Annotated in this window: 15 protein-coding genes; 10 read left to right on the forward strand and 5 right to left on the reverse strand. The window is 50.1% G+C overall.

Annotation, left to right across the window (positions count from 1 at the left end; genetic code table 11):
• Entirely contained in the window at positions 1 to 918 is a 918-nt protein-coding gene (locus IEY46_RS04375) for a Gfo/Idh/MocA family protein (RefSeq protein ID WP_188989484.1), read from the forward strand.
• Between the two features lie 109 nt (positions 919 to 1,027).
• Positions 1,028 to 1,732, forward strand: a complete 705-nt coding sequence (locus IEY46_RS04380) for a phytanoyl-CoA dioxygenase family protein (protein ID WP_188989486.1) — start codon at positions 1,028 to 1,030, stop codon at positions 1,730 to 1,732.
• Between the two features lie 144 nt (positions 1,733 to 1,876).
• Here IEY46_RS04380 and IEY46_RS04385 read toward each other — a convergent pair whose 3' ends face one another.
• The gene (locus IEY46_RS04385; protein ID WP_188989488.1) at positions 1,877 to 2,707 is read right to left on the reverse strand and encodes a helix-turn-helix transcriptional regulator; all 831 of its coding nucleotides are present in this window, start codon (positions 2,705 to 2,707) and stop codon (positions 1,877 to 1,879) included.
• Between the two features lie 184 nt (positions 2,708 to 2,891).
• Between IEY46_RS04385 and IEY46_RS04390 the strand changes: the two genes are divergently transcribed.
• Entirely contained in the window at positions 2,892 to 3,608 is a 717-nt protein-coding gene (locus tag IEY46_RS04390) for an SMI1/KNR4 family protein (protein ID WP_188989490.1), read from the forward strand.
• A 221-nt stretch (positions 3,609 to 3,829) separates the two neighbouring features.
• Positions 3,830 to 4,831, forward strand: coding sequence for an AI-2E family transporter (locus IEY46_RS04395; RefSeq protein WP_188989492.1), 1,002 nt, complete (start codon positions 3,830 to 3,832; stop codon positions 4,829 to 4,831).
• Positions 4,832 to 4,954: 123 nt separating this feature from the next.
• On the opposite strand, the gene IEY46_RS04400 is transcribed toward IEY46_RS04395, so the two are convergent.
• Positions 4,955 to 5,818, reverse strand: a complete 864-nt coding sequence (locus tag IEY46_RS04400; RefSeq protein ID WP_229750057.1) for an SDR family NAD(P)-dependent oxidoreductase — start codon at positions 5,816 to 5,818, stop codon at positions 4,955 to 4,957.
• A gap of 155 nt (positions 5,819 to 5,973) precedes the next feature.
• Between IEY46_RS04400 and IEY46_RS04405 the strand changes: the two genes are divergently transcribed.
• Together IEY46_RS04405 and IEY46_RS04410 are read left to right on the forward strand one after the other, a co-directional pair.
• Positions 5,974 to 6,759, forward strand: coding sequence for a YheC/YheD family protein (locus IEY46_RS04405; RefSeq protein WP_188989494.1), 786 nt, complete (start codon positions 5,974 to 5,976; stop codon positions 6,757 to 6,759).
• Positions 6,760 to 6,886: 127 nt separating this feature from the next.
• Positions 6,887 to 7,957, forward strand: a complete 1,071-nt coding sequence (locus tag IEY46_RS04410; RefSeq protein WP_188989496.1) for a Gfo/Idh/MocA family protein — start codon at positions 6,887 to 6,889, stop codon at positions 7,955 to 7,957.
• 299 nt (positions 7,958 to 8,256) lie between these two features.
• Here the strand turns inward: IEY46_RS04410 and IEY46_RS04415 are convergent, their stop codons facing one another.
• Together IEY46_RS04415 and IEY46_RS04420 are read right to left on the reverse strand one after the other, a co-directional pair.
• Positions 8,257 to 8,481 (reverse strand): hypothetical protein, encoded by a 225-nt coding sequence (locus tag IEY46_RS04415; protein WP_188989498.1) that lies wholly within the window; start codon positions 8,479 to 8,481, stop codon positions 8,257 to 8,259.
• Positions 8,482 to 8,595: 114 nt separating this feature from the next.
• Positions 8,596 to 8,802, reverse strand: coding sequence for a DUF2536 family protein (locus tag IEY46_RS04420; RefSeq protein WP_188989500.1), 207 nt, complete (start codon positions 8,800 to 8,802; stop codon positions 8,596 to 8,598).
• 173 nt (positions 8,803 to 8,975) lie between these two features.
• Here IEY46_RS04420 and IEY46_RS04425 point away from each other — a divergent pair, with 173 nt between their 5' ends.
• A complete protein-coding gene (locus IEY46_RS04425; RefSeq protein WP_188989502.1) occupies positions 8,976 to 9,749 on the forward strand; it encodes a DUF3891 family protein in 774 nt (257 codons plus the stop codon).
• 16 nt (positions 9,750 to 9,765) lie between these two features.
• Here IEY46_RS04425 and IEY46_RS04430 read toward each other — a convergent pair whose 3' ends face one another.
• Complete coding sequence (locus IEY46_RS04430; protein WP_188989504.1) at positions 9,766 to 10,632, reverse strand: helix-turn-helix domain-containing protein; 867 nt, start codon at positions 10,630 to 10,632, stop codon at positions 9,766 to 9,768.
• 132 nt (positions 10,633 to 10,764) lie between these two features.
• On the opposite strand from IEY46_RS04430, the gene IEY46_RS04435 reads away from it, so the two are divergent.
• The 3 genes from IEY46_RS04435 to IEY46_RS04445 all read left to right on the forward strand — a co-directional run bounded on the left by IEY46_RS04435 (position 10,765) and on the right by IEY46_RS04445 (position 15,086).
• Positions 10,765 to 11,628, forward strand: coding sequence for a phytanoyl-CoA dioxygenase family protein (locus IEY46_RS04435; RefSeq protein ID WP_188989506.1), 864 nt, complete (start codon positions 10,765 to 10,767; stop codon positions 11,626 to 11,628).
• 213 nt (positions 11,629 to 11,841) lie between these two features.
• Positions 11,842 to 13,539 (forward strand): cache domain-containing sensor histidine kinase, encoded by a 1,698-nt coding sequence (locus tag IEY46_RS04440; protein WP_188989508.1) that lies wholly within the window; start codon positions 11,842 to 11,844, stop codon positions 13,537 to 13,539.
• Positions 13,536 to 15,086, forward strand: coding sequence for a response regulator (locus tag IEY46_RS04445; RefSeq protein ID WP_188989510.1), 1,551 nt, complete (start codon positions 13,536 to 13,538; stop codon positions 15,084 to 15,086). Before IEY46_RS04440 ends, IEY46_RS04445 begins: the two co-directional genes overlap by 4 nt.
• The last annotated feature ends 46 nt before the right edge of the window (positions 15,087 to 15,132 follow it).

The following is a 15,132-nucleotide window of genomic DNA, read 5'->3' on the forward strand; positions in this document are numbered from 1 at the left end:
ATGGCCTTGAAAGAATTAAAGCTTGGTATGATCAGCCTGGATACTTCCCACGTTGTCGCCTTTACAGAGCTGCTGAATGATAAGGATCATCCGTATCATGTTGCTGGCGGAAAAGTGACTGCCGGGTATCCCGGAGGATCCCCTGATATGCATGCCAGTTTTTCCCGGGTGGAAGGATACACCCGTGATTTGCGCGACCGGTTTGGGGTGGCTATCGTCAATTCACCGGAAGAGGTTGCAGAGCGCTGCGACGCGATTCTGTTGGAATCGGTGGACGGACGCGCACATCTGGAACTGTTCCGCAAAATCGCCCCATACGGCAAGCCGGTCTTTATCGACAAGCCTTTTGCGACGACTACAGCCGACGCTCAGGCCATGGTTCAGTTGGCCCGGCAGTATCGTGTTCCGATCATGAGCTGCTCGTCTCTTCGTTACGCTGCAGGGCTGACCGAGGTGCTGGCTGCCGCCGATGAAACGGCGGACGGCCAGATCATCGGCGCCGACTGTTATGGCCCAACCCCGCTTGAGGAACGGATGCCGGGCCTGTTTACGTACGGGATTCATTCCGTGGAAATGCTTTATGCCGTGTTGGGACCAGGCTGCGTAGAGGTGAGCACCCGCTCGGGAGCGGATTACGATCTGGCTGTCGGTGTGTGGCGCGACGGACGGATCGGGACGGTGCGGGGCAACCGCAAAGGAAACTATCGTTTCGGGGCTGTGATCCACAGGGAGAAAAGCACGCAATATGCGGATGTAAGCGCGCATCCCAAGCCCTTCTATGCCGGCCTGCTGGAGCAGGTGATGGTTATGTTCAAGACAGGCGCCGCACCGCTTGCTATCGAAGAATCCCTGGAGCTGATCCGGTTTATTGAAGCTTCCAATGAAAGTGCGCTGACCGGCAGGCCTGTCAAATTATAATGGCTTCCTGTGAACAAAATTGCTATATTTCGAAGCCGATTTCGAAAGAAAACGTTTCCTAATCCTTGTAGAATGAAGATATTCCAAGCAGCGGGAGATGAATATCCAAATGTCCAACGTATCGAATTTTCAGCTTACTGAAGAAATGATCGAGCAGTTTTACCGCGAGGGTTATTTCTACGCCCCCGGCTTTCTGACAAGAGAGACCGTGGACGCGATTAACGAGGAAAATGTGGAATTCGCTAATGCAAAAGGCGACGGGAAATGGCGAAGCAAAGGCATTACGAATATTGCCGAGGCTAAGGCCGAATATCCGAAAACAACCGATTTTCTAACAGATCCGCATATTGTTCGCATATTCGAAAGAATTGTCGGCGAGCAGGTTAAAATTTGGATGGGCATGTATGCTGTAGTCGCTCCCCAGGGCAACGGTCTGGAATGGCATCAGGACAACCAGTATACCCATATTCTTGGCCATATGTTCAACGGCTTCATTGCCCTTGATGAGATTACGCAGGAGAATGCCGGTTTATGGCTTGCTCCAGGTTCCCATCTGAATGGGCGTCAGCCGAATCTCAATGGCGATGGCGAGCACAGGCGCGCAGCGGACCCCGAGAATGGAACGCCCTGCGATCCAATGAAGCCCGGGGATGCCGTGTTCTTTCACCGCGAGACCCTTCACCACAGCAAGAAGAACCACACGGATAAGCCCAGACGGGCTTTCGCCTTCCAAGTCGCGGCTGCCAGCTGCCGGTTGGCGAAGACGGGCAAGCTGATTGAAGACCGGGAGTTATTGTCCGGTTACCGCAAATAAAACGGTCAGACACGAAGAAGAGGCTGCCACGCCAGATGATATGCTCCCCATACAGTAACAGGTTTTTATTATTTCACCTGTCTATCGTATGGGAAGCATATTACAGATGTGGGCAGTCTCTTTTTTTGTGTCCCCTGCGGGCGTTTACAATTGCTTCCGAAATTCCCCCGGCGTCATCCCCCGGAATTCCCGGAACACTTTGTTGAAATAGCTGGAAGAGCCAAAGCCGCAGGACAGAGCGATGTCCGTGACGGAGTGGTTGGTAGCACGCAGCTGCTGGCTGGCATACTGCAGGCGGAGCCTGACAGTAAAGGCCAAGGGGGTAAGACCGGTTATCGCTTTGAATTTGGTGTAGAACCACGTTTTCTTTAGCTGTGACCGCCCGATCAGCGCATCCATGTCGATTTCCTCGGACCAGTGTTCCATCATGTATTCGACCGCTTCGATGATTCCGGAAAAAGCAGCCGTATCGACGCTGTTTTCAACCATCTGCTCCATAAAATAACGATGAATATGGACGAGAATCTGGATCAGCAGGCTGTAATGCTGGAGCTCCCAGCCGGGGAGGGCAGTTCGCCTCTCCTCCATTGCTGCAAGTACAAGCCGGTGGACGTTCATTGCATGCGGTGAAGCCGCGGGAATGAGAGGCGAGATATCCTTGGTATAGAAAGGGGTGAGCAGACTGTATCCGTTTGGCACTTGACCCACAATCGAAGGGAAGAAAAGCAGCATGACCCAGCGGCCGGGCCTGCCTTCTTCCTGGATGAGGTTCCAATGCGGCTCGAACGGACGGAGCAGAAATACATCACCCGGCGAAGCACAGTACATCTCGTTGCCGAGAGGATATTTCATGGCATTATCCAACGGAACGCTGATCTCCAGCGCGTCATGCATATGACATTCATGTTCGGTGAACTGTGCCAGCCTCTCTTCGATCGTGTAGCCATTGGCCAGCTGAATATTGGAATCGTACAAGGGGTTATCCACTCCTGAACGGGAATGTGATCTTCCTCTCTAGAATATCATGTTAGAGTAAACGAGAGAAGCACTCTTCTTCGCTGCAGCAGCCCGCAGATTGTCTTATGATTTACAGTTCCGAGCGGGACATGGTATTTTAAGGGAAGCTATAATTTTCCATCAAGCAGGGAGCTGAAAACAGTTGTATATTGTATCGGAGAACAGGCTGCCGGTGCCCGCCACTGAATTGAAACGATTTCAAAGCAAGCATAACATCAAGCTGCCTATGTCCTATTGCCGGTTTTTGAGTGAATATGGACAGGGCACCTATCGCGGTGTGATGAATATCGTTCAGCCTGATGTACAAATTCTGGTACCTTTTGCAGAGCATGAGCTATGGGATCATGAGGGGGACAGTCCTCTGACGCAAAGCCAAATCGCAGAATGCGTAGCCATTGGCACATCGATTGACGGGGATTTTATTGCTGTTCATCGGAATGTCGAAGGACTGCTGTGGCTTCCCAGACACGGTACGGATATAAGCGTCAAACAGGTAGACAAAGCCAGTTGGGCTGAAGTGTTGGACGGGATTTTGGAGGAAGAGTATACGGCAAATAATTCCGAAACGGGTTATTTTGAGCCATGGAACAACGAGCGTAAGCATGTATTTCTCAAATTCAACGAGTACGGGAAGTCGATGAAGGAGCTGGCGCGGCTGTTCCGGGAAGAGTTCGAGATGGACTTCCAGTTTGAAAACGAATATACCTGTCAATTGTTTCTGGCGCGCCTCCATGGTTATGTCCGCTTCAACTATGCCTATAACACCGAAATTGCAGTTATTTACGAACCGGCAGGAGCGGAACTGTACGGGCAAGTCATCCGGTTTCTGGAGAGGCATCAATGCATGATATTAAAATGAAAGGGGAGGAAGTTCAGTGGACGGTGTGAATAACTGTCCTTCCCCCTTATGTCCGTTTGGCTTGATAATTCTTAAAGAGTCGGATACGATACATAAATACCGAAAGTTGAATGATTATGTCGTTTTGGTGAAACGTTCCGGGTTTTGATCCGTATTAAATGGAGTGAATAATGGCAACGAATAAAATCGGATTATCAGATTAAACAAAACGAGGGAAGCATATGGAAGTGTTGCGCCAATTTTTTGCCCATTCTATTGTAAAAAGAATTGTATTTCTATTGCTTGTTCTGCTGCTGCTCTACAGTCTGCGGCATATGATCAATTTGCTTCTTCTCCTCTTTCTGGTTACCTTCGTGATGGGGCGCCTCGAGGGAATCGTTACGCGAAAGCTTAATCGTTTATTTCCCGTTTCTCCGATCATTGTGAATGTCGGACTTTATCTGCTCCTTATTTCCTCGCTGGTTTATGGCATTTTTAATTACGCGCCCAAAATCGTAAGCCAGGTCGTGGATATGATCAACAACATTTCCAGGTTCCTGAGCCATTCGCAGAATGACGAAGTAGCCCGCCAGTTAGCCATCGCACTGGAAAAGGTGGATTATCAGAAATATTTGGGCAGTGCTGTCGATTATATAATGAAGCTGGGGAAATGGCTGGAGATTATTCTTTTTGTTATCCTGCTGAGCTTCTTTTATTTGCTGCAAAAGAACAAGGTCGTCGCGTTCACGAGCAAATTCGGCAACAGCAAAATCGGTTGGATCTACAGAGAGTTCGATTATTTCGGCACAAAATTTGTTTCTTCCTTCGGGAAGGTCATCGAAGTTCAATTGATGATTGCGTTATTTAATACCATACTGACCATGATTGGTCTTTGGATACTAGGCTTTCCGTATTTGTTTGCCCTTACGATTATGGTGTTTCTGCTTAGCCTGATTCCTGTGGCGGGTGTGATCATCTCTTTCATTCCCATTGGCATTATCGGCTATCAGATCGGCGGATTCTCACTTGTACTGTGGGCGATCATTTTGATTTTGGTTATCCATTCGCTGGAAACTTATTTTTTGAACCCCAGATTGTACGCGCATAAGACGAAGCTTCCCATGTTCTATACCTTTATTATCCTTATTTTCTCTCAGCACTACATGGGCATATGGGGATTGATCATTGGAATTCCAATCTTCATGTTCCTGCTGGATGTACTGGAAGTGGAACAATCAGAGTGATATAACATACACATTTTGCGGAGGCTGTCCCAAAAGTCATCATTAGATGACTCAGGGACAGCCTCTTATTTGTCTATTTCCACTCCATACAGCAGTCGCTGGCAGAAGACGTATAAGCGGTAGTCAATATGACTCCAGCTTCACAGGCTTCCAGCCATAATACTGCAGCGTTTCATCCTCGCTCTCCGGCATGCCGGGCAGAATCAGCCCGCCGTCGATCTTCAATGTTATGCCGGTAATGTAAGATGCGGCATCGGAAGAAAGCCACAGCACCGCCTCCCCGATATCCGCCGGCTCGCCGATCCGGCGCAGCGGAATTTTCTCGGCCAGCACCTTATAATCCTCTTCGTTAGCACGTTCAATCCGGGTCGCTCCCGGCGCGATACTATTCACCCGTATGCCATGCATCGCAAGCTCCAGTGCGGCGGACTCGCCAGCTCGCTGAAGCCCGGCTTTCATGCCGCCGTAGAGGACGGAATGCGGATACGCGCGCTCTGCCCGCGTGGATGTGATGTTGATGAGGCTGCCGCGAATGTTCTTCTCCAGCATATGCCGGCTGACCGCTTTCATCAACAGAACCGGGGCTACGAAATCAATATTAATGAAAGCAATCATTTCTTCCGCACGGATTTCGGTCAGCTTCTCCGAATAGTAAGCTCCGGCATTATTGACCAGAATGTGCACTTCTTGGGATATCTCCAAGGCCTCCCGGGCAAATTGCTCGACATAAACCGGATCGGTCAGATCCCCCTGAAAGGCATGAAATCTCCGTCCATAGGTTCCGCTCACGATTTCTTTCAGCTGCTCAATTCCTTCTGTATTGGATTGATAGACTGTTACGATATCATAGCCTTCTCTGGCGAGCACGATTGCGATCCCTTTGCCTATTCCGCTGCTGGCCCCGGTGACAATGGCCGTATGTCCGCGGGAAGGCTTCATATGGCTGGCAGATGGTGTTCCTTCAGTAATCGGGTTATAGGTGCGCATGAGCGGGTTAGCCCCTTTCGATGGATATTCTTCCTAATTGTTACCCTATTTCATGACAGGTAAACAAGCTTGCCGAATCTATATTCCCCTTCACCCATAACACTATCACCCCGTACATAATATATTAGATTATTAATACGGAGGTGGTAGAGAAGATGAGATATTACAATACCAAGCTGGGCAAACATAGCTTTTTGAAGACAAGCACAGCGCTTCGGGGTCATATTCCCCATGCGCAGTTGGCCACATACGGAAGCATCAAGCACATGCTGGATAAGTATCGGTCGGTTTATATTAAACCCAATAACGGGACCGGCGGGTACGGGATTATGAAGGCGGTCAAATTAAGCAATGGCGCCTATCAGCTGAAACGGGGTATGGGCACCTCATTATATGCTTCTTATTCCTCTCTGTACGCCTCGATGTCCAATAGTCTTTCCCGGCGCATGCATCTGGTCCAGCAGACGGTTCATCTTCAGCACTACCGCAGCCGCCCTTTCGATTTACGGGTAATGGTCCAGAGAAACCAAATGAACCAGTGGGAAGTTACCGGCATTATCGGCAGGCTCGCCCAGGCGCACAAAATCGTGACCAATTACCATAATGGCGGGACACCGCTCACGGCCAGGCAGCTGCTCGCGCCAAAGTTTGATCAGGCAGGTTTAACGCGTTTTATCAAAAGAATCGAAAAGCTGGGGCTTGAAACCAGCCGTTACATCAGTAAAGCTTTCCCTTCCTACAGGTCTTTCGGTATTGATATTGCCGTCGACCATCAAATGAGGCTTTGGATTCTTGAGGTGAACACACGGCCGGACAAATATATTTTTAGAGCGATTTCCAATAAATCAATGTTTCATAAGATCATGCGTTATTCCAAATTCACTTGGCGGCGGGATAAGCTGCCTGCAAGAATCGTACGTAATCGGCGCGTTCACAGGTGACCCTATTCTCCGGGTACCTGCACAAGTGATAAGTTGTACCTGTGTTATGATGGGATGGACATGCGGATTTCCATATGAGGATTTATGCCCTGTCATGTATATTCCCATCTATAAACAGGAGGTTTCTATGAATCTGCATGCTTTCGGAATTATTGGCGGCGGCTGGCGCGCCGAGTTTTTTTTGCGGATTGCGGAAGAGCTGCCGGAACGTTTTTGGGTTGCGGGCATGGTAGTCCGCAGCGAAGAGAAAGGCAAAGAGATAGAACGGCGCTGGGCGGTGCCGACTTACCGCACGATTGGCGATATGCTAGGCGGGACCCGTCCGTCATTTGTTGTGGTCAGCGTTCCCCGCTCCGCCGCGCCCGGTATTCTGCTGGAGCTTGCGGCTGCCGGCGTTCCAGCGTTGTGCGAGACACCGCCGGCGGAGAGTCTGGAGGAGTTGGTGTCCCTGTATCAAAAGTTAGGCGGTAAAGCCAGAATCCAGATTGCCGAGCAGTATCCCTACCAGCCTAATCATGCCGCCAGGCTGGAGCTGGTCCGTTCCGGCAAGCTTGGGCCAATATCGCTTGCGGAAGTTTCGGCTGCCCATGATTATCACGGACTTGTGCTGCTTAGACGGTTTCTGGGAATCGGATTCGAAAATGCCGTCATCCGCGGGCAGTCGTTTACCTCCAAGATTGTGCAAGGCCGGGGAAGGGAGGGAGGACCGGATGACCACCGCCTGGTGGATTCCGAACAAATCCTGGCAACCTTCCAGTTTGACGGCAAGCTGGGTGTGTATGATTTTACGGGAGATCAGTATTTCTCATGGATTCGTTCGCCGAGGCTTTTGATTCGGGGTGAGAGAGGGGAAATCAATAATTTCGATGTGCGTTATCTCCAGGATCATCGCACGCCTGTACATACGGAGCTTAAGCGGCTGCATGCCGGACATGACGGGAATCTGGAAGGCCATCATTTGAAAGCCATCCTTTGCGGCGACGCTTATTTGTACCGGAATGAATTTGCACCCGGACGGTTGTCGGACGATGAAATAGCGGTTGCGGCTTGTCTTGCGAGAATGGGTGAATATAGCGAAGGCGGACCTGAATTCTACAGTCTGGCGGAAGCCTGCCAGGACCATTATCTGGGGCTTATGATGCGCAAGGCGGTGGAGTCCAAAGAAGCGGTCCATACGCAAACCCAGTGCTGGTCATGACGTGGATGAAGATCTTGCGGAATTGAAGCATCCGTGGTAAACTCTAACCACAAAGGAAGGAGGTGCGTCAACATTCATAATCACATGTTGAACGTATCCCTTACCCGATTCAGCAGCTTCAATTAATCGATTCTGCTGAAGGCGCGGGATGCGGATCAATGTTTCAAACAAGCGCCACGGGTGAAAGAGGCTGTCTTCGGACAGTCTCTTTTTTACTTTATCCAGCTTTGATAGTAGAGAATGAGAAGCTCATGCTCCAAAAAAAACAGCCCTTTGCAGGGCTGCGTCATAAGGGCATGTTATTCCTGTTCCGATTCACCGGTTTGTTCCGGAAGACTGGATTCATTCTTCCAGGGCTTGCCGATCCATTTGGTCATGAGTAGAAACAGCGGGGATGAGTCCATTTCAATCAGACCGAACATTTCAGCCCAATTGTAAACGAGCAGAAAAGGCAATAATGCAATAGCCAAGATACCAAAGATCAAACCGGCGGAGAGACTGCGTGCAAATTTGCCAAGCGTCATATCTTCATCTCCAATCCTTTGTCTTTCTGTAGCGGCATTGACGGCGATTTCCTAATGTTCTCATTTAGTATAACGCATTTCTGACATTTTTTCACTGCAGCTCTTGCGGGCGTTCTATTTGGCTTTGAAATGAACCACGGCGCTGTACTGCATTTTATGGGTCATAGGGTTGAAAACAGCCTGGTGGCTGAGCGTAAATACATCCAGCATCAGAGCCTTGTTGTTCTCGATCTGATCATTGATTTTAGCTTCCAGCGTCCGCAAATCCTGTGCTTCAAAAAATTCGATTTTATTCTCAATCCGGGAAAGTGAAATTTCCACTTGCGATCAGCCTCCTGCCTTGGTTTGAACTGCATTCATTGTAATATAGAAAACAATCAATTAACAACCGCGATGACCTTCTGGCGCACAGAAGGAAGAAACACGAGCAAGATGTTATTTGACTATGGAGAGCCTATAATAAGAATAGATCCGTTAAGAAAGGGGCAGCGCGTATGATCGTCTATGAAAAAGCGACTACCTTTGTGCTGATTAACCAGCATGACCATGCTCAAATATCCGGTGATCTCGCTTCGCAGTGGAAAGACAAAGAGCTTCCAGGTCCTGACAGGAAAGATGATCTTGTTTATGCCGCTTACGAGCATGACCGGGGATGGATCGATCTGGATGCCGCGCCACTATGGAATGATGCGAAGCAATGTCCGTATTCTTTCCGCGATTTTCCGCTCAGGCCCAGATTTGTCTTCTACAAGAAAGGCATTGACGAGGTTGCAGCCCGCAATCCGTATGCCGCCTTGTTATGCAGTCTTCTGTATACCACTTTGTTCGAGCGGATCAGGGATGAGGAAACGAATCGATACCTGCAAGCGGAATATGCCAGACAGCAGCAGCTGCTTGGGCTCCTGCAAATCGATTCTGTTGAAGATCCCAAGGTTCGGCATCACCTGGGGATCATGCTTGTCTGCGACGAGCTGTCATTGTTTCTATGCATGAAGGCGCCTGGAACACCTGCCAGGGATTATGAGTGGTTTGGCAGCGGAATCCACTATTATCCGGAAACCGACATAGGGGAAACGATAAACGTACATTGGATAAGCTCCACTGTTATCGGACTCTCACTGTTCCCTTTCCGTCAGGATGTCAGCGTGGTCCTTCCTTATAAGGAGGTTGGCAAACGGGACATTCAGGCGAGAGGCATGATTCAAGCCTACCGGGAAGCGGTTCAGCGCGAATTGCGAGTGACCTTTACAGGGCAGCGGCAGGCGTAAGGCTCGAAACTCCCTGTCAGGAGGGGGGGACGGATGAGCGGTAACGGGAAGGACTTACTCCAAAATGAGCGGTAAATTGTCTCGTGAAATGATTGATGGAGGTATACCCTAGCTCTATCGCGATTGAAGTGATGGTGCGGCCGGTTTCCTGGAGAGCGGCAACCGCTTTGTTCAATCGGGATTTCACGATGTATTCGTGAAGCGGCAGCCCGGATTCTTTTTTGAACAGCTCATAGAAATAGGATTTGCGCATTCCGCATGCCTCGCTCCATTGTTCATAGCTCAAGCGCCGCTCGGGATGGGCATCGATTTCGCGCAGAATTCTCACGATCCGCTGGTCTGTGGCACGCGGCTCGAACAACTGATGATGAAGCTCCAGAATCCAGGCGTAGAAGAGGCTGTTTGCCATCTCTGCGCGATAGGCTCCGGATTCTTTGAACACCCGCGACAGATAGATGAAATTATCCATCAGATGCGGATATGCGCTGAGTGAGATGACGGAAGGCAGCCTGTCCAGATCCTGGCAGCTTTCCTGGGTGGTTTCATTTTCTTTGCGGTAGGGAAAGGGGGAATAGGTAAATTGCGGTACTGTGGAACGAAAATCGCTTTTCTGCCACAAATCGCAATACACATTATGCGAATGGACAGGCGAGCCGGGCGGGATTACAAAGGAATGCGGCTGACCGGGCCGGACGAAAACAAGGACTCCCTTGCTTAAAGGGATGGTCCGCTCCTCCAGGGTCATGCAATCGCTGCCCTTGCCCCCCATAAACAAGTGGAACGCATAACAGTTTCCGCTTCTTTTGCGTTCGTTGATACTCCCGTCATAGAGATATGGTCTTGCGATGCCGACATGCGGGGTTATATCTTTCAGGCTTCTCATGGCACTTCTCCTCCAACGATTAATTAGGCGGAAGTTTTGGCAACTGTGCGGAAGGCCGGCCAAAGACAGTTAAACGCTTCCATGATACTATAATAGCTGAATAGATGCTATCAGGGAAGGATGAATAAACCGATGTCAGGACCGAAGACAGGCGGAAGTTTGACTAACGAGCAGTTAGCCGCATATGAACAGGAAGGTTATCTCGTTATACCGGATTTGCTTAACGCAGAGGATATGCTAGCCCCCAGAGAAGCTATGGAGCAAAAGGTATCAATTATCGCGGATGAGCTGTATTCGAATGGATTAATATCCGACAAGCTGGAGAACCGTCCATTCGAATACCGGTTGGCGGAATTGTTCAAAGGCCTCTCCGATCAGGAGTTTCTTAAATTTGGCCGGGGCTGGAGAGACCGGTTTCCGGGTTATTTTCATTTGATGAGCAACCCCAAGCTGCTGGATGTGGTGGAATCACTGATTGGCGGCGAGATTTTTGCCAGCCCGGTATATAATGTCCGGCCCAAGGTGCCTGGCGTTGCGGCAGGTGCTGTACCCTGGCATCAGGACAAATCCTATTGGCCGGATGCCAATGCCAATCCTGTCATTACGGTATGGCTATCCTTCGTTGATGCAACACTTGCCAACGGTTGTCTCTATATCAAGCCCCGCACACACCGGAAGAAGCTGCTCGACTGGCATCAGGAGTCATACAGCGGCACGGGCTACACGGCATTGCATGAGCATCAGCTAGGGAAGGCGGCTCCTGTCGCACTTCCGGTCAAGGCGGGGACAGCCATTCTGTTCAATGACAGGCTGCTGCATATGTCGACGCCCAACGAATCCGATACTGTACGCTGGAGCGTGGATTTGCGTTACCAGCCGACGGATCAGGACCCCATGAGGCAGCATGGAACCGGATTTCTTGCCCGCAGCGGCAAATACCCGGAACGGGTGGCGGGTCTTTCGGATTGGCTGGATGAAAGAATGGAGAAGGCATGATCCGCCGGTGAGTGAGCATACTGCAAAAGAAGGCTTCCACGGTTCTACCGGGAAGCCTTCTTCGTCTTTCCCGTTGCCGAAGGAAGCCTGCATTGCTGGCTTAAACACAGCCGTTCACAAGGACAAAAGAGGAATCAAGGATACCGGGAGAGAATAGTAATGGAGCTTTTCAGACCTGACAGCCAAGAGTGGCATCATTAAAGGAGGTGTCCCATGCCGGATATCAAGCCGTTGTGGCGGCGTATGAACGGCAAGCTTTTTTACAAGATGATCGTTGTTTATTCCCTGCTGACCGTCATACCGATGATTACCATCATCAGTTTGTTCTATGTCAGGACAACAGACATCCTGGAGAAAAAAATTCAAACGTCAAGCAGGCAAACACTGGTGGAAACGACAGACAAGATTGACGGTATTCTGAAGCTGATGGAGCAGCAGGCCTTGAGATTAAGCAATACCTTGCCGCTTAACAAAATCCTGAATAATGATTTTGATCCCGATACGTCGCCTTTATCCGATGAAGAACGCGCCGGGCTGATTGAGGAATTGCTCCGGGATATCGGCAGCGAAATGAATGTTAGCGATTTGATTGACGAAATTTATGTCTTTAACCTGGAAGGCCAAGCCTATGCATCCACAAAGGCCATCGAGGTTACGAGCTTTCCGGCACTTACCTATATTGCCCACCAGCAGGAGCCGGGGACGCTGGGCTGGTCTTTTTTCACCGACCACAAACGGGTATGCTCAGCTTTGGAAGTTATTAATAAAGCAACGGATAAGGTAACCGGATATATTGTGTTTATGCTGAAACCCGACTTGTTTACCGATACCTATTCGTCTTACACCAGCGGAGACTTCATGATTACCAATTCCAACAGTCTGGTTCTGTCGGCCCGCAACGCAGATCTAATCGATACAAAGATCAAGCTGGAGCAAGTCGGCGACGATATGGTCGTCAACCGCCGCAGCTCCTATTACACGGGGTTTACGTACATCAGCTTTCTGCCCAAAAAAGAATTGAATGGGGAAATTACCGACTTGGCTTATTATGCGATCGGGATTACGCTAGCTGCCTGGCTGGTTGTCTTTATCCTCACGTTTATCATTCTCAGGCATATTACCAAACCGCTTGTACGGCTCTCCAATCTGATGCGCAAGGCGGAGCGTGAGGAGTTCTTCCAGATCAGCGGCATCACCACCAACGACGAGATTGCCCAGCTTTGCCGCAGCTTCAATCAGCTGATGGAAAAAATCAAATTTCTGATTCAGCAGGTTTACCAGGTGGAGCTGTTAAAGAAGGAGGCAGACCTGAAAGTGGTCAAAATGCATTTGAATCCCCACTTTCTGTATAATACTCTGGAATCGATCAGTATTATGGCGCGGGGGAACGAAGCGGCTGAAATTCCCAAGATGATCGATCTGCTGGCCAAAATTCTGCGTTCGTCGCTCATGCCCAAAAATGATTACGTTCCTCTTGAGGCGGAAATCCAGTTGGCCTCTTCTTATTTGCAGCTTCACAAATACCGCTATAAGGAGAAGCTACAATGGTCATCCGAGGTGGAAACGGGTCTGGACGCCTTGCTTGTGCCCAAGCTCATTCTCCAGCCTATCGTCGAGAATGCCATCAAGCATGGCATCGAACATGTCCATCATACGGGGCGCGTCGTCATCCGGGCGTATGAGCACCAATTCGATCTGGTTCTGGAAGTCGAAGACAGCGGACCGGGTTTCCAGAAGCTCAATTCCAGCCATGCAGGGGGATTCGGCACGGGACTGGATAATGTTGCGTCACGTTTGCGCCTGCTCTTTGGAGGCAAATATGGAATCACAATAACAGAAGGTACGAAAGGCGGAACAGTTATCCGGATCCGCCTGCCGATCATGATGACGGAGAGAGAGGCAGCCCAATGAGAATTTTGATAGTCGATGATGAGACCTTGATCCGCCAACATTTAAGCAGCCTTGAGGAATGGGAAAGCCTGCAGTGCGCCATCGTAGGGGAAGCGGCAAACGGACGGGAGGCATTGGAGTTGATTCCGCTGGTGAAGCCGCAGCTGGTGATTACAGATATCCGCATGCCGGAAATGGACGGAATTGAGCTTGCGGGCATGATCCGCCGGATTTATCCCCATATTCATGTGATGTTTATTTCAGCTTATGACGATTTTGAATACGCCAAGCAGGCGATGAAGCTGGGAGTCTGCGATTTCATTACCAAACCAATCCAGGTGTCGGAGATGATAGACTCCGTGGAGCTGCTGCAGCAGGGGATACTGCGCATGAATGAGGATGAGCGCCTGGAGCGTGAGAAGGCCATTTCTCTTCTGCTGTCGGAGGATACGGGTATCATGGAAGCCCAGAACCTGCTGGTTGCCCATCATGTGCAAGACCGCAGCATTCAGGTCATTCTGGTGGAAATCGACAATGCCGACCTGATGCATCTGTCGGAGAGGCCGTTATCCTTTATCGTGCTGAGAGAGCTTGTGGATCACCGGCTGCAGGATCAGCCTCAAATGTATTGGACGTATCTTGACCGCAGCGGCATCTATATTGTACTGTTTGCCGCCGACGATATGCCGCTTGCAGGAGGTGTGCAAAGCATGCAGATCGCCAACCAACTCCTGGACGAAATCGGAAAACTCTCCGGTTACAGTCTGTCCATCGGGATCAGCAGGCCGCTACCTTCCGCTGCAGAGCTGCGCGAAGGCTTCCGTCAGAGCAAGCAATGCATGGAATACCGGATGCTGCTGGGTAAAGGCTCCATTATATCCTATGAAGCGCTGATTGGACTTGAGAAAGGCAGGATGGATAAGGAAGACAAAGCGATGACGGAGCTGCTGATGCATATCCGGCGCGGGGACGGCAGCCAGATACCGGCTGCGTTGCGGGTGATTTACCGGGAAATGCTCGCTGCAGGGCTGGACAAGAAAGTGATTCAGCACTATGCACTGGAAGTCCTCACGCGTGCGGATCAAATGCTCGAGGAGCTGCATATCCCGATTCCTCCGGAATCAAGCATTGATGCGAAGCAAAAAATTTTCAGCTATAGCATTCTGTCCGACCTGCTTGAATTTTTATCCGGCTATTTGAGCCAGGCAGCGTATTTGATTGCCCAGCAGTCCGACACCGGAACCCCCTCCATTATCCGTAGGATCCATCTTTTTCTGGAGCAGCATTACAAAGAGGATGTGACGCTTGCATCGCTTTCCGCGAAGCTTCACATGAATCACTCCTATCTGTCGAGATTGATAAAGAAACAAACCGGCGTCCACTTTCGCGATTTGCTGTGGAAACACCGCATTGACAAGGCTAAGGAGCTGATGAGGCAGCAGGAGCTGAAGACCTTTGAGATCGCCTATGAGCTCGGATTTAAGGATCCTTCCCATTTCAGCCAGGTGTTTAAGCGGATGGTCGGCGTAAGCCCTTCGGATTACAGGGCATCGCTGCCGCCAACCTGAAATAGTCAACTGGGTCACAGAAAAGTAAACTGGGCACATTCCGTCT

Origin of the sequence: Paenibacillus nasutitermitis, assembly GCF_014641075.1 — a bacterium.
Classification (GTDB): domain Bacteria; phylum Bacillota; class Bacilli; order Paenibacillales; family Paenibacillaceae; genus Paenibacillus_Z; species Paenibacillus_Z nasutitermitis.